This window comes from Streptomyces sp. NBC_01351 (assembly GCF_036237315.1).
GTDB lineage: Bacteria > Actinomycetota > Actinomycetes > Streptomycetales > Streptomycetaceae > Streptomyces.
The window spans coordinates 7,557,228-7,575,819 of sequence record NZ_CP108356.1; the positions used below are offsets into that span (position 1 = coordinate 7,557,228).

Consider the following 18,592-nt stretch of genomic DNA (forward strand, 5'->3'; position numbering starts at 1 on the left):
GACACACCGCACACCGCACACCGAACTGGGGGGTTCATGCGTAGATCCAGAGGGCTCGCGACCGCGCTCGCCCTGTCCCTGGCCGGAACGGGCGCCGGGCTCGGCCTCGGCCTCGGCCTGGCCACGCAGGCGGCGGCCGTCACCCCGCCCGTGGCCTTCACCGCCGACGCCCTGTCGACATGGCAGCCCAACGGGGTGGTCTGGGCCCTCGCGGAGGCGGCCGGGCAGGTCTTCGTCGGCGGCACGTTCTCCGCCGTGCGCCCGCCCGAGGGCGGAGCCGGCAGCGAGCGGTCGGCCGTGAACTTCGTCGCGCTCGACGCGGCGACGGGTGCCCCGACCGCCTGCACCCTGTCCTTCACCGTCGCCTCGGGCACCGCCACCGTCCGGGCGCTCGCCCTCTCGCCGGACAAGCAGACCCTCTACGCGGGCGGCTACTTCGGCGCCGTCAACGGCACCGCCGTCTCCAGCCTCGCCGCCGTGGACGTGGCGAGCTGCACGGTGAAGACGGACTTCCGCCCCGCCTTCGCGGCCACCGTCCGAGCCCTCGCCGTCACCGGCGACACCGTCTACGCGGGCGGCGACTTCCTCACCGTCGCCGGCCAGCCCCGTCAGCGCTTCGCCGCCGTCGGCGCGGCCGACGGCGCCCTCAAGCCCTTCACCGCCAACGCCGACGAGCCCGGGCGCGCGGTCGAGGTCACCCCGGACGGCAACAGGGTGCTCCTCGGAGGCGACTTCTTCACCGTCAACGGTACGAACACGCACGCGCTGGCCGTCGTCGACGCGACGAGCGGCGCGCTCACCACGTCCTACCCCGGCTTCATCGAGACCAACTCGGTGGTCAAGGACATCGCGACCGACGCGACCGGCTTCTACACGGCCAACGAGGGCACGGGCGGCGGCGTCTTCGACGGCCGGATCGCCCTCGAACTCGGCACCTTCGGCCAGCGCTGGCGCGACACCTGCCTCGGCGCCACGCAGGCCGTGCTGCCGTACCAGAGCGTGCTCTACAGCGCCTCGCACGCGCACGACTGCTCCAGCGTCGGCGAGTTCCCCGACGGCCAGCGCCACCACCTGCTCGCCCAGCCCACCACCGGCACCGGCAAACTGGGCTGGGCCCCCGACACCAACGACGGCATCGGCGAGGGCATCGGCCCGCGCGTGATGACCGTCGGCTCCAAGGGTGGCGTCCCATACCTGTGGGTCGGCGGGGAGTTCACCACTGTCAACGGCGCGGCGCAGCAGAGCCTGACACGCTTCGCCTCCACCGGGGACACGGGAGCGCCCACGGTGCCCGTCGCGAGCGCGGTCAGCTTCAAGCCCGGCGAGGTCCAAGTGCGCTGGCGCACCAGCCTCGACCTCGACGACAGCGCGCTGACCTACAAGGTCTACCGGAACGGCGCGGCCACGCCCCTCGCGACGGTCACCGCCGACTCGCTGTTCTTCAAACGACCGCAGGCCTCCTGGACCGATACGACGGTCACGGCCGGCCAGTCGTACACCTACCGGGTGACGGCCACCGACGCGGCGGGCAACACCAGCGCCCTGTCCGCGACGGCGAGCGTCACCGTTCCGACCAAGGCCGACGGCTACCCGAACCAGGTCCGCGCCGACGGAGCCCGCCAGTACTGGCGCTACGACGAGTCGGCCCTGCCCTTCGTCGCCGACTCCTCCGCCTCGGGCAACCAGAGCGGCGTGCACCTGAACGCCCCGGCCCTGCGCCAGAGTCCCGGCGCGGTCTCCGGCGCGAGCACGGCCATCGGCTTCAACGGCACGGACACCCAGGTGTACGGGGACGAGCGGCAGACGGTGGGCGGCAGCTACACCATCGAGACCTGGTTCAAGACGAACACGACCCGGGGCGGCAAGCTCTTCGGCTTCGGCAACAACCAGGCCCGCGGCAGCAGTCAGTACGACAAGCACATCTACATGACCAATGACGGCCGCCTCGTCTACGGCGTCTACACCGGAGCCACCCGAACCATCACCACCACCGGCACGTACAACGATGACGCCTGGCACCACGTCGTCGCCACCCAGGGCCCCGGCGGCATGACCCTCTACGTGGACGGCGTCCAGAAGGGCACCCTGGCCGTCACCACGCACGAGAACTTCTCCGGCTACTGGCACGCCGGCGGCGACAGCCTCGGCGGCTGGCCCGACCGCCCCACGAGCGAGTACTGGGCGGGCCGGCTCGACGAGACCGCCGTCTACCCGACCGTCCTGAGCGCGGCCCAGGTGCAGAACCACCACGCCCTCGCCACCGCCCCGGCCGACCAGGTGCTCCAGGTCACCGCCGCGGAGGACACGTACGCCAACGCGGGCGCCCCCGGCACCAATTACGGGACCTCCAGCTCGCTCGCCGTGCGCGGCACCTCCTTCTACGCGAGCTACCTGCGCTTCAACCTGCCGGCCGCGCCCGCCGGAACGGTGCTCAAGTCGGCCGTCCTGAGCGTGAAGACCAGCACCATGAGCGGCGCCGGCACGACGGACACCGTCTCGGTGCTGCCGGTCACCGGATCGTGGACCGAGGCCGGGACCACGTACGCCAACCGCCCCGCGCTGGGCGGTCCGGCCCTTGGCAGCTTCGCGGGGATCCCGGACGGCTCCGCGGTGCACACCGCCGCGCTGACCACGGCGACGGTCGCCACGGCCCTCGGCGGAGGCTACGACCTGGCGCTCGGCAGCGCCGGCACGGACGCCCTGTGGCTGTGGTCCTCGGAGGCCCAGGCCAACGAGGGCACACCACAGCTGACCCTGACCTTCGGCGCACCGTGACCGCGCGCGAGGTGAGGGATGTGGTGCCGGACGAGGTGAGGTACGTGGTGCTCACTCAGAAGCGGTAACGCCGCCGCCCGGGCCGCCGCCCGACTCCCAGCGGATCTCGCCGTCCTGGAGCTCCCCTGTGGGTCGCAGTCCGCAGGCGGCGGCCACGGCGGCGGAGGCGGCGTGTGCCGGATGGACGTGCGCGACCAGGAGGCCGACGGGCAGCTCCCGCAGCCAGCCGGCGAGCGCCCGGGCGGCCTCCCCGGCGAAACCGAGGCCCTGCCAGGGTGTGCCGACGGTCCAGGCCAGCTCGGCGAGGCCCCGTGCCGGGGTGACCGTGGCCTGGACGGTGCCGACGAGCCCCCGCCCCGCGCGCCGCCGCAGCACCCAGTTGCACCAGACCACCCCGGGGTCGGGTGACCCGGCGGCGAGCCGCTCGTACCGGGCCCGCAGCGCGTCCGGTGACAGGGGCGTGCCACCGATGAACCGGTGAAGGGCGGGATCGGCCAGTACCCGTGCCATCTCGTCGGCGTGCGACGGGCGGAGCGGTACGAGATCCAGCCGCTCGGTGGCGAGGACGACGGACCGGATCACGGTCGGGGTCGGGGCGGGACCGGTGGCCGGGGCCACGGCCGCGGGTACGGGGACGGGCGCGGGGACGGGTACGCGGGCCTTGGCGGCCGCCCCCGGGCGCGGGGCGCCGTCCACGGCCAGGCAGATCCCGAACACCCGGTCGTGGCCGGCCCAGCCGTTGACGCGGCCCCGGTTGTTGCTGATCCGCACGCGCCGGCGGGGGCCGTCCACCGCCGAGACCAGATGCAGGTACACCGTGCCCGAGACGCGGGCCAGGACGATGTCCCCGACCTCGATCAGCGCGGGGTCCACCGGGGCCACCGACACCTTCTGCCGGCTGCGGACGAGCGGCACCATCGAGTCGCCGGTCGGCCGGAATTCCACGGCCTCGCCCCGGCAGAGCCGGTCCGCCATCGCGTCGAGCATGCCCATCCGGCGAGTCTGCCGGTCCGAGGCGGCGACGGCCAACGTATTTCGCCGGGCCGGCCGGTCAGCGCGGCGGTTCGACCTCCAGGAAGCGGCGGCGGCGCGGGCCCCGGTACAGCAGGCACACCCAGCCCGCCCGTTCCAGCGCAGCCGCGCAGTCCGCCAGCCGCTCCTGCTCCTCCTCGGCCGCGCCGGTGCCCGGCGGGCCGAGCCAGGTCACCTCTACCCGCCCGGCCTCCGCCCCGGCGGCCACCCGGTATCCCGTACGCGTCCGGCGGCCCTCCGCGTCCAGCGCCGACGGCGCGATGCCCGCGGCCTCCAGTACGAGGGCCACCGCGCGGGGCGGCTGACGCACCTCCCACGGCGCGGGAACCGAGGCGCCCGCCGGGCCGTTGACCAGTCGCCGGATCTGCAGCAGCCCCTCGAAGGCGGTCCGCACCTCGGGGGCCCGCCCGGCCGCGGGAGCCTCCGGCCCGTCGCCGGTCGCGGGCTCGAAGCCCTGCCCGGGTTCCGCCATCACACCCACCGCCCCCACCCGCCGTGCCCGTCTGAGTACCTCGTACCCAACGGCCTGAGTATCCGCCCCGATTCCCCGGCGCGCCCCCGCTGGTCGAATGGGGGCATGACCTCCGAGACCCCCCGCGGCACGACGATCCCCGCGCACCGGCCGCACCTGCAGCACGTGACCACCGCCGGGACGGCCCTGGCCGTGGCCCTGGTCCCGCTCGTTGTCGGGGTCCTCGTCGCCAAGGGCATCGCCGCCGACCCGATGACCCCGGTCAACGCACTGATCACCGGCGGCGGCCAGCGCGCCGGACTGCCGCGCGCCGAGTGGCGGCGCCGCGGCCACGCCACGATGTGCCGACTGCGCACGGTCCGCCGCGCGGCCGCCCCGCGGCGCCGCAAGCGAGCGGCTCCCCCCACCCGGTGACCCGCTGCTCCGCGCCCTCCCGGTCCTCCGGTCAGCGCCCGAACTGCCGTAGGCACAGATCGACGATGGACGGCGGTACTGCGCCGTCCGCGGCCGCGCACAGCTCGTCCGTGCGCGGCCGGCTCGGGGGCGGCACGGGTTTGCGGCGCGGATGAGCGGTCGTGGTCCCCGGCGTCCGCCCCCGACGGGGCGGGTGCGGTGCCTTCGAGGCCCGCACGGGAGACGGCTCCGGCCCCGGCTCCGGGTCCCGGTCCGGTTCGGGGGCGGGCGAGCTCGGCAGATTCCCCAGGGGAAGCGACAGCGGTACGTCGGGCGCGGCCACGGGAGGTACGGAACCCCGGGCGAGCGCCGGCCCGGGACCCGGACCTGGGCCCGAGCCCGCGCCCTCCGGGTCGACGGAGACGCAACCGGTGCTCGCGAGGAGCGCGACGAGGGACAGGGACAGGGGCAGGGCCCGGCGTAACTGCATCCGACCACCTTGCCGTAGCCTGCGGCGGGCCCGGTCCACCACCTCACGCGTCCGAGTGATGCGGAGCAGGTGGGAATTAGTGGGGCGGCCGGGAAATTGGAACGGCAGTGCGGGTGACGGGGGAGGCGCGACCCCCGGAACCCCGTGCTGTCGAACCCTGTCCGCCGAACGCACGTACGGAGTACCGATCGATGACCGCAGCTGCCGCGCCCGGCGACCCCGCACCCGCACCCGCTCCCGCCCTGGAATCTCCCGCCGCCCCCGTCCCCCCGCCCGCGCCCACCTCCGAGTCGTGGAAGGGCTGGGCGGCCGTGTGCGCCGTCGCGCTCGGGATCTTCTGTCTGATCACCTCCGAACTGCTGCCCGTCGGTCTGCTCACCCCCGTCGGCGCCGACCTCGGGGTCTCCGACGGCACCGCCGGACTGATGGTGACCGTGCCCGGGCTCGTCGCCGGGTTCTGCGCCCCCCTCGTGACCGTGGGCGCGGGCCGGCTCGACCGGCGGTACGTGCTCTGCGTGCTCATCGCGCTGATGGCCGTCGCCAACCTCGCCGCCGCCGTCGCCCCGAACTTCGCCGTCGTCCTCGTGGCCCGGCTGCTCGTCGGCGTCAGCGTCGGCGGTTTCTGGGCCATAGCCGGCGGGCTCGCGGTGCGCCTCGTCCCCGAGCGACACGTCGGCCGGGCGACCGCCCTCGTCTTCGGCGGCGTCCCCACCGCCTCCGTGCTCGGCGTCCCCGCCGGCACCCTGCTCGGCGAATTCGGCGGCTGGCGCACCGCCTTCGCGGCGGTCGGCGTCCTCGGTGTGGTCACGCTGACCGCCCTGCTCCTGCTGCTGCCCCCGCTGCCGCCGACCCGGCGCATCACCTTCCCCGAACTGCCCGCCCTGCTCCGCGAGAACCGGGCGGTCCGCGCGGGCGTGATCGTCACCTTCCTCGTGGTGACCGGGCAGTTCGCCGCCTACACGTTCGTACGGCCGATCCTCCAGGACGTCTCCGGCATCGACGCCGGGTACGTCAGCACGCTCCTGCTCGGCTACGGCGTCGCGGGTGTCGTCGGCAATTTCCTGGCCGGGGCCCGCGACGCGTACCGGACCCTGTTCCTGATCAGCGCCTTCCTCACCGTGATCCTCGCGCTCATCGCCGTCCTCCCGGGAGCGGTCGCCGGAACCACCCTGCTGCTCGCCTGGGGGCTCGTGTACGGAGGGGTCTCGGTGAGCGTGCAGAGCTGGATGATCAAGGCGGCTCCGAACGCCGCGGAGGCCGCGTCCTCCCTGATGGTGGCCATGTTCAACTTCGCGATAGCGGCGGGCGCCCTGTTCGGGGGCCTGGCGGTCGACGGGCTCTCCGCCCCCGCCGCCCCGCTCGGCGGGGCCGCCCTGATGCTGCTGGCCGCCGTCACGGTCTGGGTCACGGCGCTCCGGCCCCGGCCCGACACAGCGGATGGGTCGGGGCAGATCGGACACCTGGCTTGACCGGGCCCGCCCCGGAGGGAAAGAGTGCGCCGATCAAGGCGCACCGCACAGCCGCCCTGCACCACGGCAAGGCCACAGCAGCAGTACCGCAGCACCACCGCAGACGCACCGCTTGAGCCGCACTTCGGAGACCCGCAGATGTCCAGACCCGTGTCCGTCCGCTCATCGCTCGCCCCGGCCACCCTCGGTGGTTTCCCCGCACCCGGCACGCCCGGCTCGGCTCCGGCCGCCGGCGCGGCCGCCCCGGTCCTGACCGCCCGGCGGCGCAGGGCCTGACCGGCCGGGTGGGGGCCGGCACCGCACCGCCGCGCCGGCCCCCGTCCCCGCCGGGAGACAACCATGTCCCACGATCCCGATGAGAGCGGCGCCGTCCCCGACGACCGCCTGTACGCTCGCCCGTACACGACCCCTGCCGCGGGCGGGCCCTCCCGTCCGTCGACGCCCGCCTGGCCGCACACGGGGCCCGTCTCTCACCCGTACGCGTACACGTACTCGTACCAGGACGGGGACGCGGAACCGGACGGGGAGCCGGCCTTCGTGCCACCCCGCGCGGCCGTTCCCGGCCGGGCTGCCGCCGGGGCAGCGGGCGCCGGGCACCGCCGGGAGCGGCGTGGCGCCGACCCGCTCACGCTCGCCGTCCTCACCCTGGTCGGGCTCGCCGCAACCGGGGGTCTGGTGCTCCTGCTGACCGGCTCCGAGGACCCGGAGCCGCCCCGGGCCAAGGCGCCGTCGGGGCTGTCCGTACCGGGGCTACCGGGGCGCGGCACCGGCGGGGAGGAATCGACCAGCCCGACGGCACGGCCCTCCGCGACCGCCACGCCGCAGCCCTCCGGCTCGCCCACCAGCCAGGCCCCGAAGCCGACGCCGTCCGCGAGCGCGTCGACCGGGAAGGCGTCGGTACCCGCCGCGACCCTGCGCATGGGGGACAAGGGGCCACAGGTGCGCGCCCTGCAGGAGCTGCTGCTCGGGCAGGGGTTCACGTACGTCTCCGTCAGCGGCGTCTACGACGGCCAGACCAAGCGCGGCGTCACCCAGCTGCAGCGCGACCGGGACATCAAGGGCGACCCGCCGGGCATCTACGGCCCGGCCACGCAGGCGGCGCTCGGCTAGACCCGACCCCGCTTCCGGGCCGGGCTACACGGATCCCGCGGCCGTCCGGATGACGTCGAGGACGACCTCGGGCCGGGACAGCATGGGGACGTGGGAGGAGTCGACCTCGGTGACGGTGGCTCCCATCCGCTGGGCCGCGAACCGCTGCAGCTCGGGGTTGACGGCGCGGTCCTGGGCGGTGACCAGGAACCAGCTGGGCTTGGACCGCCAGGCCGGAGTGTCGATCGTGGACCCCAGCACCTCCCCGCGTGCCGATCCCTGGGTCGCCCACACCAGCTGCTGCTCCTCCTCCGGCAGGTCCCCGCAGAAGTCGGAGATGCCGTCGCGGGCGATCCAGATGCGTCCGTCCTCGGTGTCGAGGTGGGAGAAGAGCGGAGGCGCGTCGAACTTGCCGATCAGCTCCTGCGGGGTCTCACCGGCATCCGGGCCCAGGGCGGCGATGTAGACGAGCCCGGCGACGCGGTCGTCCGTGCCGGCGGCGGTGATGACGTACCCGCCCCACGAGTGGCCGACCAGGATGGCCGGGCTGCTGACCCGTGCGAGGGCACGGTGGACGGCGTCCACGTCCCCTTCCAGGGAATCCAGACCGTTCTGCGCCGACACCACCTCGTGGCCCTCGCGCTGCAGGGTGGGGATCAGCTTGCCGTAGCAGGAGCCGTCGGCCCACAGGCCGTGGGCGAAGACGATGCTTGGCTTGGTCGGCGACATCGGCAGGTTCCTCCAGTTGGTAGCGCGGACCACGGGTCCACAGGTGCCACTCGGCCATCCAGAGTCCACACCGGTGCCCGGCGGGCCGCATCCCGGCGGACCCACCTGGGTGCCGTGAACGGCGGTCCGCCGTCCCGGTCACCCGCCGTCCAGGTCGCCCGCCGTGCCGGTTGGCCGGGGGCGGTCAGCGCCCGCCGGCGACCCGCAGCACCGTCCCCGTCGTGTACGAGGCGTCCTCGGACAGCAGCCACGCGATGGCCCCGGCGATCTCCTGCGGCTGTCCCGGCCGCCCGAGCGGGATGCCGGCCGCGGCGCGGGCCGGGCGGTCGGGGTCGCCCATCGCCGCGTGCATGTCGGTCTCGATGATGCCGGGAGCCACCGCGTTGACCCGGATCCCGTCCGGGCCGAGCTCCTTGGAGAGGCCGACGGTCAGTGCGTCGGTCGCGGCCTTCGTCGCCGCGTAGTGGACGTAGTCGCCGGGGCTGCCGAGGGTGGCTGCCGCCGAGGAGACGTTCACGATGGCCCCGCCCCCCGACTCCGCCATGTCCCGGGCGGCCCGGCGGCAGCACAGCAGGTACCCGAGCAGGTTCACCTCCACCACCCGCCGCAGGTCCTCGGTCCGGGCGTCCGCGAGCCGGCCCAGCGGGCCCGTCACCCCCGCGTTGTTGACCAGGCCGGTCACCGTGCCGAGTTGGGCCCGCGCCACGTCGAAGAGCCGCTCGACGCCCTGCTCCTCGGCGGTGTCGCCGCGTACGATCACGCAGCGCGCGCCGATGGCCCGTACGCGCTCGGCGACGGCCTCGGCGGCCGCCGCGTCGCGGACGTATCCCAGCGCGAGGTCGTGCCCGTCGGCGGCCAGCCGCAGACAGGTCGCCGCGCCGATGCCCCTGCTGCCGCCGGTGACGACGGTGACCGGGCGTCGTGGCATGTGAGACTCCTGTGCGTGGTGCATGCGGCATGTGCGGCCGGATGCGGCGGGCGTGGCAGGCTAACACCCCTATTTTCGCTGGACCAGCGGAAATGCCGGCACGGAAAGTGGGGGCCGGCCAAGAACGCCCGTACGAGGAGCTGCCCATGTCCACCTTGAGAGTCACCGCCGAAGAGCTGACCGTCCACGAGCACCCGAACGCCGATGCGTTGGAACTGGCCCAAGTGGGCCTCTACCGTGCGGTGATCGCCAAGGGCGCCTACCGCACGGGTGAGTTCGCGCTGTACATACCCGAACAGTCCGTGTTGCCCGCCGGGCTGATCGAGGAGCTCGGCCTCACCGGCCGGCTCGCCGGCAGCGCCTCCGACCGGGTCAAGGCCGTCCGGCTGCGCGGCGAGCTCTCGCAGGGGCTGGTGTGCCGGCCGCGCGCGCTCGCCGACGTCGACCTGGCGAGGGCGGCCGGGGAGGGTACGGACTTCGCGGAGCTGCTCGGCATCACCAAATGGGCCCCGCCGGTGCCGACCAGCATGTCCGGGGACGTCGAAGCCGCCCCTGACCTGTTGCCGTGGGTGGACATCGAGAACCTCCAGAGGTACCCGCACATCTTCGAGGAGGGCGAGCCGGTCGTCCTCACCGAGAAGCTCCACGGCACCGCCGGGCTGTTCACGTACGTCGCCGAGGGCGAGCGGGCCCTGGTCACCTCCAAGGGCTTCGGCGCGAAGGGGCTGGCCCTCAAGGAGGAGGAGCGCAACCTCTACTGGCGGGCCGTCCGCGGTCACGACGTTCCCGCCGTCGCGGCGAAGCTCGCCGCCCGGCTCGGCGCGAGCAGGGTCGGCATCTTCGGCGAGGTGTACGGGGCCGGCGTCCAGGACCTCGCGTACGGAACGGACGTGCGCACCGCCGACACCCCGCCCGGCTACGCCGTCTTCGACGTGTCGGCCGAGATCGACGGACAGGTCCGGTGGCTGGACCCGGCCGAGGTGCTGGAGGACGGCGAACTGCCGCTGGTGCCGCGGCTGTACGAGGGCCCGTACGACCTCGACACCGTCCTGGAGCTGGCGAGCGGCCGGGAGACCGTCTCCGGCAAGGCCCTGCACCTGCGCGAGGGCGTCGTCATCCGGCCCGCGACGGAGCGGTACAGCCCGGTCGTGGGCGGCCGGGCCATCGCCAAGGCGGTCAGCCCGGCGTACCTGACCCGCAAGGGCGGCACCGAGTACGAGTGACGGGCCCGGGCCGGCGTGGACCGGCCAGGCCTGGTCCGGGTCGCGTTTCCCGGCGGCACGCCGCGTCCGCCCGCCTCGTGGGGCGGGCGCGGCGTCCGTGGTGGGATGGCCCCGGGGAGGGGTCCACCCAGTGCACGGAGAGGTCGGGTACATGTCCCAGGACACCATGCGGGCGATGGCGTACGAGACGTACGGCGGGACGGAGGTGCTCACGGAGACCCGGCTGCCGCTGCCCAAGGTCGCGCCCGGTGAAGTCCTCGTCCGGGTGAAGTGCGCGTCCGTCAACCCCGTCGACTGGAAGATCATGGCGGGCGGGCTCGACGGCCTGATGGACGTCATGTACCCCGCGGTCCCCGGCTGGGACGTGTCCGGGACCGTCGAGCGGGTGGGCATCGACGCCCCCGAGTACGCCGTGGGCGACGAGGTGTTCGCGTACGCGCGCAAGGACTACGTGCACGGCGGGACCTTCGCGGAGTTCGTGTCCGTGCCGGTACGGTGCCTGGCGCACAAGCCCGCCTCGCTCGACTGGGCCGAGGCCGCCGCCGTCCCGCTCGCCGGGCTCACCGCGTACCAGGTGCTCACGCGGCTCGGCACCGGCAAGGACGACACCGTCCTCATCCACGGCGCGGCCGGCGGGGTCGGCTCCTTCGCCGTGCAGATCGCCCGCTCGCTGGGGGCGCGGGTCATCGGGACTGCCTCTCCCCGGAACCACGAGCGGGTCCGCGGGCTGGGTGCCGAGCCGGTGGAGTACGGGGACGGGCTCGCGGACCGGGTGCGGGCGCTGGTGCCCGACGGGCCGACGGTCGTCGCGGACTTCGTCGGCGGGGTCCTCGCCGTCACCCGGGAGGTCCTGCACTTCGACGGCCGGCACGCCTCCATCGCGGACCCCACGGTGACGGGCTCGGGCGGTGAATGGATGTGGGTCCGCCCGATCGGCAGCGACCTGGCCGCGCTGGGGCGGCTCGCCGACAGCGGGCAGCTGACGGTGCCGATCGCCAGGACGTTTCCGCTGGCGGAGCTGGCGGCGGCCTTCGAACTGAGCCAGGGCGGACACACGGCGGGCAAGATCGTCATCGAGGTCTGAGCCGGCGCCGAACCCAGTCCGCACAGCGGGCCCGCCGGAACCGGCAGGCGGATCGGCTCAGTGGAGGCTCGGGACCTCGCCGCCCGCGGCGTGGGTGACCTCGACGCCCGGCAGGCCCCGCGACCAGGGAGTGGACAGGGAGGCGAGTCGGGCCGCGTCCAGGGGCGTGGGGCCGAGGCCGATCGCGTAGCGGGCCAGGCCCGGGGCGGACTCGAAGGGGCGGGGCCAGGCGTGCGCCTCGGTGGACCCGGCTTCCTCCAGAGAGGTGAGGAGTGCACGCAGCCTGCCGCGCACGCGGCCCAGGGTTTCGTCGAACTCTGCCGTGGGAGCGGTCCGTACGGTCACCACCGCCCACGCGGCGTGCCTGCGGTGGAGCGGAGGCGGGGCGGTGGTGGAGGCGGTGGGGTCGGCGGAGAGGAGCTCCCACGCCTCGTACAGCTCCCGGACCAGTAGCTCCCGCATGGCCGGGTTCACTTGGGTCGTGCAACTGCGATGAGGGCGGGACGGGGTGAGGACCGTGACCGGGGTCGGTGGGGAAGGGGGGACGGCCGGGGACAGGGTGATGGGGTCGCGCCAGTCCCAGGCCGCCCAGGAGCCGAAGAACTCCAGGAGCAGGGGGGCGGGGGAGCGGTCGGTGCTCTCCCGGACCGTGCGGGCCGCCAGTATGGACCAGGCGATTCCAGGGAGCCCGCCGAACGGCGCCGAGTCCAGGCCGCGCGCCCGGGACCAGGCCTTCACGCGGCGGGCGAGGTGGGTGAACGCCTCGTGCTCCGCGCCCACGAAGCCCCGTACCGCATCGGCGTCGCTCACCGAGCTCAGCGCGACGGCCGCGGCCTCGCCCAGTTCCGCGCGCCGCGCCACCGCGTGCGCGGGGTCGTGCGAGCCGGTGGCGACGGCCACCAGGTCCACGTCCAGCGCCCCGACGCGGAACCGCAGCCCCGGCACGCGAGCACCGGTCACCTCGCGCAGGCGGCGGGCCTCCGGCAGCGCTGCGGCCACCCGCTGTCGTAGCTCGGCGGGGTCGGCCGTGCCCGGCAGGGCCGCCACCAGGTCCAGGTCCGCCTCCGGCAGCGCGCAGCCCATCCGCCGGGATCCGGCGATGTGGAGCTGTGTGGTGCTGCCGAGGGCTGTTCGTAGGCGTGCCGTCACCGACTCGGCGTGGTCGTCGGGGGGCGTCGGGCCAGATGCCTCGTGCTTCGGTTCCGGCATCCGGTGGACCTTGCCGGTCCCGAGCGCCACGGTGGCCCGTACCTCCATCGGCCCGTCCCCGCGGCGCGAGAGCACGGCCAGCTCCCCGACCCGCGCGGACAGCCCGCCGCCGATCCGGGCGGCGAACTCCGCGGCGGCCCGCCGGGGATCCCGGCTGCGGCCCAGTGTCAGGTGCGGGGTGTAGCCCTCGGCGCGGCCCCGGCAGCCCGGGAAGCGGTCGCTCAGGGCTCGGTGGAGTTCCTGCCACGGTGCGTCACCGGCCGCCGAGGGGTCCAGCCAGAGCGTGGCCTCCTCGCGGTGTCCGAACTCGTACACGCCCTCCAGTCGGGCGTCGAACGGCTGGGTCCTGGTTGCCACTTCCGCCAGCAGGGGGAGGGCCTCGGTGAAGGAGGACTCCGGGACGAAGCCGAAGAGCAGGTTCACGTGTGCGGGCCAGCGCGTGGATCGTGGGTCGTGCTGGGTTCGCAATTCGTTTATGGAAGCGGGTAGTTGTGGTGGAAGCCAGGCTACTGCCGTGCGTGCTGTCGCCGGGACGTCGAGGCCGGTGTCCGCCGTTCCGAACTCCAGTGTCGCCTCCACCCCGTAGTGGTCGGAGGCGAACAGGCCTTCCGGGTCCGGAGTGTTGCCGCGCAGGGCCGCCCGCGTCACCCGGGCCCCGGCCGGTCGCAGCAGGATCCGGTCCAGGCGGGACGACCGCCCGGTCAGGGAGCCGACGGCGGCCAGGGGATTGGCCGTCGGATCGAAGGTCGGGGTGTCGTCGGCGGCGCCGTGTACGTCGTTCCATGCGTCCCGCATGCCGAGCGCGGCCGCGGGTCCCTCGGCGCCGGAGCGCCCGTCGTTGAAGTCGCCCAGCAGTGCCACGCCCGCGTCGATGCCACCCAACCCCTCGGCCAGCCGGGCCAGTTCGGCCTCCCGTCGGAGGTCCCCGCCTTCGGTGTGGTCGCTGGTCAGGTGGGTGGCGGCGACGACCAGCGGGCCGCCGGCGGTGTCCACCGTGACCGCCGCGACGCCCTTGTGCGGGCGGAGCATGTGCAGGCCGGCCTCTCGCACCGGCAGTCGGCTGAGCAGCAGAAGCCCGCACTCGGCGACGTCCCGGCCGCGCGGATCCGTACCGACGGTGTACCCGGCGCGCACCCAGTCAGCGGCGAGCAGCATGTCCAGCAGCCGGGGCTCGACCTCCTGGAGGGCGATGACATCGGCATCGGCGGCCGCCAGCTCGGCCAGCAGGAGCGGCCTGCGCCGGGCCGTGTCGATGCGCGGGGCGTCGTAGCGGTCCCAGAGGGTGTTCCAGGTGAGCAGCCGTACGACGGCGGGGGAGTCCGCCGCGCTCCGGGCCTCGGCCGGTCGCCAGGCGCCGCCGTCCGCGGGGTCCCACGCGTGCGGGGTGCGAGCGGTGAAGAACGGCGCCCGCAGCAGGCGCGGATCGCGGACCCGGCCCGCCCCGGTCAGGTCGATCCGGTCCACGCCGGAGGCCCGGTCCCACACCAGCTCGCCGTCCGCCTCGACGAACAGCACCCGGTGCCACGGGATGTCCCCGCCGGGCACGAAGGACGGCAGCGGGACCCGCTTCGGCGCGGCCCCGCGCTGGAGCAGCCCGAGCACGAAGCGTGCCGGGTCGAACCGGGGGTCCCAGCGGACCTGGTGGTACAGCTGCTCGCTGGTGCGCATCAGAGGTTCCCGCCCTTTTCGTGCGGCGCTGCGGCCAGGCCGCCGGCCGTGTCGGTGACGCTGCCGGTCGCGTCGATGTACCACGTACGGTGCGCCTGACCGGGATACGGCGGGCTGAACCGGTGCAGCTGCGAGGTCAGCACCTGCTCCGGCACCGGATGCGGGCGCACGGAGTTGCGGCGCAGCAGCTCCTCTTCGTCGACGAGGAGGACGGCATGCGTGACCAGTGCGTCCCGGCGCCGGGCGACCGAACCGGCCAGTCCCCGCTGCTGGTCGGTGAGCGAGGTGGCGTCCCAGACCACGGTGCCGCCGCGGGCCAGCGCGGCGTCGAGCCGGTCCAGGCCCTCGCTCAGCACCTCCGCGTTGGCCCGCTGGTCGGAGCGGGAACCCCGGGCGGTGCGCAGGTCGTCAAGGCTGACGTAGGTGTCCACGCCCGGCAGGGCGCGGCCGAAGGTGCTCTTCCCGCTGCCCGAGGGGCCGCAGAGCTGTACCAGGCGGGGGAACGTTCCGTCGCGCCACTGCCACGTCGCGGCGACCGTCTCCTCGACGCCCGCCCCGCTGATCCGGCCCTGCCCGAACGCGCGCCGTGCCTCCGCCCAGCACCGGTCGGCCGCTTCCGCGCCCAGCCCGGCGAGGGCCTCCCGCAGCCCGGCGCGCAAGTCCCCCAGCGGGTCCGGGCCGAGCAGCCCGGCTTCCTCGGCGCACAGCGCGGACCACTCCACGCACTCCCGGGCCTCCGCCCCCTCGGCCGACACCCCGGCGAGCGCGTGCAGCACCCCGAGATCGGCCGCGGCGGCCATCCGGACCAGCCCGGCCCGCCGTTCCGCGTCCGGGAACGGCCGCTGGAGGTACGGGTACAGCCCCACCAGGTCGGCCACCTGCCGGGCGAGACGCATCCCGAGGGGCCCCGCGGCGAGCCGCGCCATGATCCGGGCCCGCGGCTCCCGGCGCAGTACGGCGGCCAGCACGCCGGCCAGCCGCTCGTCCCCGGTCCGCCCCAACCCGTCCAGGCGGGCGGCCACTTCGGCGACCTCGGCACTCTCCGGAGCCGCGGTCATCCCGGCGGCCGCGCAGAGCCCCGCCACGTCTGCCGCGGCCCCCGAGCGCACCGCCCACAACGGGGCCGCCGGACCCAGCCCGTTCGGCACCACCTGCGCGAACATCCAGTGCGTATCCGTCTGTACGTGGCCGCCCCGCACCCACTTGGCCACGCACCGCCCGAAGTCCGCGAGGTCGAAACCCTCGGCCGTCCGTACGACGTACCCCTCCTGCCGGGCGGTGTCGAGGCGCAGCTTCCGCAGCGCCCGCTCGTCGAAGACGCCCCGCCAGAGCACGCGAGGAGTCGGCACGCCCAGGCCCCGCAGGAACCGTACGGTCCGGTCCCAGTCCAGGCAGCGCTCGCCGTCCCACACCGAGAACCCGTAGAACCAGCTGTCGAGGTCCTCGTACGGGATCGAGTGCCGGGCGTACAGATTCTCCCCGCACACCCGCCGTCCGTCCGGGATCCCGGCGCCGATCCGGCCCTGGAGGCCCTTGACCCAGGCCCGTGAGGGATGGTGCGCCGAGTCGAGCGATCGGGCGTGCAGACCGTCCGCGTACAGGGTGGTGTTCTCCCCGTCGAGCTTCTCGGTCACCACGACCTCGCGCCCGGCCAGCCCCGCGAGCCCGGAGGCCCGGACGTCGTCCGCCGCCGCCCCGGGGGACCAGGGCAGATGGGGCGTACGGGGGTAGTGGGTGCGCATGATCCGCTCCTGCTCGACGACACGGTGCCTCGTCACTGTAGGTATCCGGAGCGGCCCCATCCATCGAATAACTCAGGGACGACGGCCCGACCAGGCCACCAGCCGGTGGAGGGGGGACGCGTCCGCCGGCACCGGGACCACCTCGGCGAACGGGACCCGGCCCCCACGGGTTTCGGCCGGAAGCGTCCGGCGCGGCACCTCGACCAGCCGCTCCAGCACGCCGGTGTCCCAGTCCGGGCGCTGCCCGGTCGCGGTGGCCAGGTCCCAGGTGTGCAGGGTCAGTTCGCTGGTGTAGACGGACGCGGCGACCGCCCCTGGCAGGACGCCGATCGGCAGCCGCAGGTCGCGGCCCAGCACGCCCGGATCCGCCCACACTCCCGCCGCCTCGTCGGCGGCCGGACCCCAGGCGGCCGCCCATGCGCCGTCCGGGAGCTCGTCGGCGAAGGAGGTGACGCTGAACGGGTCCTCGCCCCGCCCGATCACGGAGATCCGCCGCAGCACACCGACGAGGTGGCTCGACAGCCGACGCACGTCGAACTCCGTGCAAGGGGTGGGGGCGTCGTCCCGGCTGGTGGCCACCCTGCTCTTCCTCCAGGAACGGGGACGTGTCACCGTCGCCGAGGTGGCCGCGGAGCTCGAGGTGTCGCAGCGGACGGCACGGCGCGACCTGGAGGCACTGGCCGCGGCGGGAACCCCCGTCTACTCACAGCGGGGACGCGGTGGCGGCTGGTCCCTGGTGGGCAGGGCCCGTACGAATCCGACGGGCCTGACCGCCGACAAGATCCGGGCGCTGTTCCTCGCCACCGGCCCACTCGCCACCACTCCCGAACTGCGCACCGCCCTGCGCAAACTGGTCCGGGCCCTGCCCGCCACTCTCCGCGGCGACGCCGAGGCCGCCTCCCGGGCCGCCACCGTCGACGGGACGGACTGGACGCGCACCCCCGTCACGGCTGCCACCCCGCACCGCTCGGCGCTCCAGCGGGCCGCAGTGGACGGGGAGCCGATCAGGCTCGGGTACGCGGGCGTGGGCAAACCAGCCGGCGTCCGCGTGGTCGACCCGCTCGGGCTCGTGGCCAAGGCGGGCATCGAATACCTGGTCGCCGGTACGGACGACGGGCTGCGGACCTTCCGCCTCGGCCGGGTGACATCGGTCGAACCGACCGGCGAACCGGCCCGCCGGCCACCGGACTTCGACCTCGCCACCGCCTGGCGGGAGCCGGCCGGAGCGATGGAGGACCGCCTGTACGCGGTGACGGCCCGGGCCTGGATCGACCCGGCCGCGCTACCCCGGCCGGCCCGGCTCTCCGGCGGCCGGCTGCGCATCGGCGACCCGCTGCCCGACGGCTGGACCGAGATCTGGATCGACGGCCCGGCACCGAGGGCGCTGGCCGCCCACCTGTCGGGGCTGGGCAACCGCGTGGAGGTACTGGACCCGCCGGAGGTACGGGAGTGGCCGGCCCGAGTCGGCGCCGAACTCCTCGGGCTGTACGGGCCCCGGCCTGATCCGAAGGAGCCGGCCTAGCGGCACAGGGCCACGATGTCCGGCGAGACCGTGCCCTTGGCCGCTGCGCACAGCGGGGCCATGTCGTAAGTCCGCCGGGGCGCGGGCCGTGCCTTCGCGGGGGCGGGCTTCCGCGCGCGGGGCTTCGCGGGAGCGGGCTTCGCGGGCTTCGCCGGCCTCTGGGCCTTCACTCGCTTCGGTCGGGTGGCGGCCGATGCCGGACCCCGCTCGGGCGCGGGCGCTTGTACGGGCATCGGAGCCGGGGGAGCGGACTCGGACTCCGGAGCCTGAGGCAGGGTCCCCAACGGCAGCGCGGGCACGGGCGGTTGCTGGGAGGCGTGGGTTCGGGCCGCCGCGGGCGCCAGGTGCGGCGGTTCCGGCGGAGCGGTGGGGTGCACGGTCACGCACCCGGTGGCGACGACGAGCGCGGCAAGGGTCAGGGGCAGGGCCCGGCGCAGCTGCATCCGCCCACCCTGCCGTATCGGCCTCGCCGAAGCCGAACCCGTCACCCGTACGAGTGCGCCGGTCCGCGGCTCTCGGACACCGCCGGGCCGAGCTCCCGGTCCAGGACCTGCAGGGCCTCGGCCCGGCTCATCCCGCCTATGTAGACACCGCGCACCTTCGTGCCGGGGCGACATCATCTCCGGCCAGGAGCGGCCCGGCGGCGTACAGCCCGCCGAAGCCGAGGACCGCCGCGCCGCCGGCCATGCCCACGAGACCCGGCACGGACCACCGCTTTCCGGTGTTCCGCCGGGTGCCCGCGTGGGCGGCGCGTCGCATGTCGGTCT

General features: G+C 74.8%; 18 protein-coding genes. 8 read left to right on the top strand and 10 right to left on the bottom strand.

The features are described 5' to 3' along the window. Positions 1–36: 36 nt before the first annotated feature. Positions 37–2,775, top strand: coding sequence for a DNRLRE domain-containing protein (locus OG625_RS34780; RefSeq protein ID WP_329388936.1), 2,739 nt, complete (start codon positions 37–39; stop codon positions 2,773–2,775). A 51-nt stretch (positions 2,776–2,826) separates the two neighbouring features. Here the strand turns inward: OG625_RS34780 and OG625_RS34785 are convergent, their stop codons facing one another. After that, positions 2,827–3,393 carry a GNAT family N-acetyltransferase gene (locus tag OG625_RS34785; protein WP_443067920.1) on the bottom strand — a complete coding sequence of 189 codons (567 nt, stop codon included), beginning with the start codon at positions 3,391–3,393 and terminating at the stop codon, positions 2,827–2,829. A gap of 433 nt (positions 3,394–3,826) precedes the next feature. Next, positions 3,827–4,279, bottom strand: coding sequence for a hypothetical protein (locus OG625_RS34790; protein ID WP_329388938.1), 453 nt, complete (start codon positions 4,277–4,279; stop codon positions 3,827–3,829). A 105-nt stretch (positions 4,280–4,384) separates the two neighbouring features. Between OG625_RS34790 and OG625_RS34795 the strand changes: the two genes are divergently transcribed. Then, positions 4,385–4,693 carry a hypothetical protein gene (locus OG625_RS34795; protein ID WP_329388940.1) on the top strand — a complete coding sequence of 103 codons (309 nt, stop codon included), beginning with the start codon at positions 4,385–4,387 and terminating at the stop codon, positions 4,691–4,693. Positions 4,694–4,724: 31 nt separating this feature from the next. Here the strand turns inward: OG625_RS34795 and OG625_RS34800 are convergent, their stop codons facing one another. Continuing rightward, positions 4,725–5,162, bottom strand: a complete 438-nt coding sequence (locus OG625_RS34800) for a hypothetical protein (protein WP_329388943.1) — start codon at positions 5,160–5,162, stop codon at positions 4,725–4,727. A 191-nt stretch (positions 5,163–5,353) separates the two neighbouring features. On the opposite strand from OG625_RS34800, the gene OG625_RS34805 reads away from it, so the two are divergent. The 3 genes from OG625_RS34805 to OG625_RS34815 all read left to right on the top strand — a co-directional run bounded on the left by OG625_RS34805 (position 5,354) and on the right by OG625_RS34815 (position 7,741). Beyond that, positions 5,354–6,631, top strand: a complete 1,278-nt coding sequence (locus tag OG625_RS34805) for an MFS transporter (RefSeq protein ID WP_329388945.1) — start codon at positions 5,354–5,356, stop codon at positions 6,629–6,631. A 138-nt stretch (positions 6,632–6,769) separates the two neighbouring features. Continuing rightward, complete coding sequence (locus tag OG625_RS34810) at positions 6,770–6,907, top strand: hypothetical protein (RefSeq protein WP_329388947.1); 138 nt, start codon at positions 6,770–6,772, stop codon at positions 6,905–6,907. A gap of 63 nt (positions 6,908–6,970) precedes the next feature. Continuing rightward, the gene (locus tag OG625_RS34815; protein WP_329388949.1) at positions 6,971–7,741 is read left to right on the top strand and encodes a peptidoglycan-binding domain-containing protein; all 771 of its coding nucleotides are present in this window, start codon (positions 6,971–6,973) and stop codon (positions 7,739–7,741) included. A 24-nt stretch (positions 7,742–7,765) separates the two neighbouring features. Here the strand turns inward: OG625_RS34815 and OG625_RS34820 are convergent, their stop codons facing one another. Then, positions 7,766–8,449 carry an alpha/beta fold hydrolase gene (locus tag OG625_RS34820; RefSeq protein ID WP_329388951.1) on the bottom strand — a complete coding sequence of 228 codons (684 nt, stop codon included), beginning with the start codon at positions 8,447–8,449 and terminating at the stop codon, positions 7,766–7,768. A 184-nt stretch (positions 8,450–8,633) separates the two neighbouring features. Further along, the gene (locus OG625_RS34825; protein WP_329388953.1) at positions 8,634–9,377 is read right to left on the bottom strand and encodes an SDR family oxidoreductase; all 744 of its coding nucleotides are present in this window, start codon (positions 9,375–9,377) and stop codon (positions 8,634–8,636) included. Between the two features lie 146 nt (positions 9,378–9,523). Between OG625_RS34825 and OG625_RS34830 the strand changes: the two genes are divergently transcribed. Next, positions 9,524–10,600 carry an RNA ligase (ATP) gene (locus OG625_RS34830; protein ID WP_329388955.1) on the top strand — a complete coding sequence of 359 codons (1,077 nt, stop codon included), beginning with the start codon at positions 9,524–9,526 and terminating at the stop codon, positions 10,598–10,600. 166 nt (positions 10,601–10,766) lie between these two features. Beyond that, on the top strand, positions 10,767–11,684 hold the full coding sequence (locus OG625_RS34835) for an NADP-dependent oxidoreductase (protein WP_329391216.1): 918 nt from the start codon (positions 10,767–10,769) through the stop codon (positions 11,682–11,684). Between the two features lie 57 nt (positions 11,685–11,741). On the opposite strand, the gene OG625_RS34840 is transcribed toward OG625_RS34835, so the two are convergent. The 3 genes from OG625_RS34840 to OG625_RS34850 form a co-directional block, all read right to left on the bottom strand. Then, on the bottom strand, positions 11,742–14,561 hold the full coding sequence (locus OG625_RS34840) for a poly(A) polymerase (protein ID WP_329388957.1): 2,820 nt from the start codon (positions 14,559–14,561) through the stop codon (positions 11,742–11,744). Next, complete coding sequence (locus tag OG625_RS34845) at positions 14,561–16,303, bottom strand: RNA ligase family protein (protein ID WP_329391219.1); 1,743 nt, start codon at positions 16,301–16,303, stop codon at positions 14,561–14,563. The genes OG625_RS34840 and OG625_RS34845 overlap by 1 nt, the downstream gene beginning before the upstream one ends. A 72-nt stretch (positions 16,304–16,375) precedes the next feature. Further along, positions 16,376–16,882, bottom strand: coding sequence for a TIGR03086 family metal-binding protein (locus OG625_RS34850; RefSeq protein WP_329388960.1), 507 nt, complete (start codon positions 16,880–16,882; stop codon positions 16,376–16,378). On the opposite strand from OG625_RS34850, the gene OG625_RS34855 reads away from it, so the two are divergent. Then, complete coding sequence (locus OG625_RS34855) at positions 16,875–17,825, top strand: helix-turn-helix transcriptional regulator (protein WP_329388961.1); 951 nt, start codon at positions 16,875–16,877, stop codon at positions 17,823–17,825. The genes OG625_RS34850 and OG625_RS34855 overlap by 8 nt on opposite strands. Here OG625_RS34855 and OG625_RS34860 read toward each other — a convergent pair. Next, positions 17,822–18,268 (bottom strand): hypothetical protein, encoded by a 447-nt coding sequence (locus tag OG625_RS34860; protein ID WP_329388964.1) that lies wholly within the window; start codon positions 18,266–18,268, stop codon positions 17,822–17,824. The two genes, OG625_RS34855 and OG625_RS34860, sit on opposite strands and share 4 nt — an antisense overlap. A 136-nt stretch (positions 18,269–18,404) precedes the next feature. Next, on the bottom strand, positions 18,405–18,584 hold the full coding sequence (locus OG625_RS34865) for a hypothetical protein (RefSeq protein WP_329388966.1): 180 nt from the start codon (positions 18,582–18,584) through the stop codon (positions 18,405–18,407). Positions 18,585–18,592: the final 8 nt, after the last annotated feature.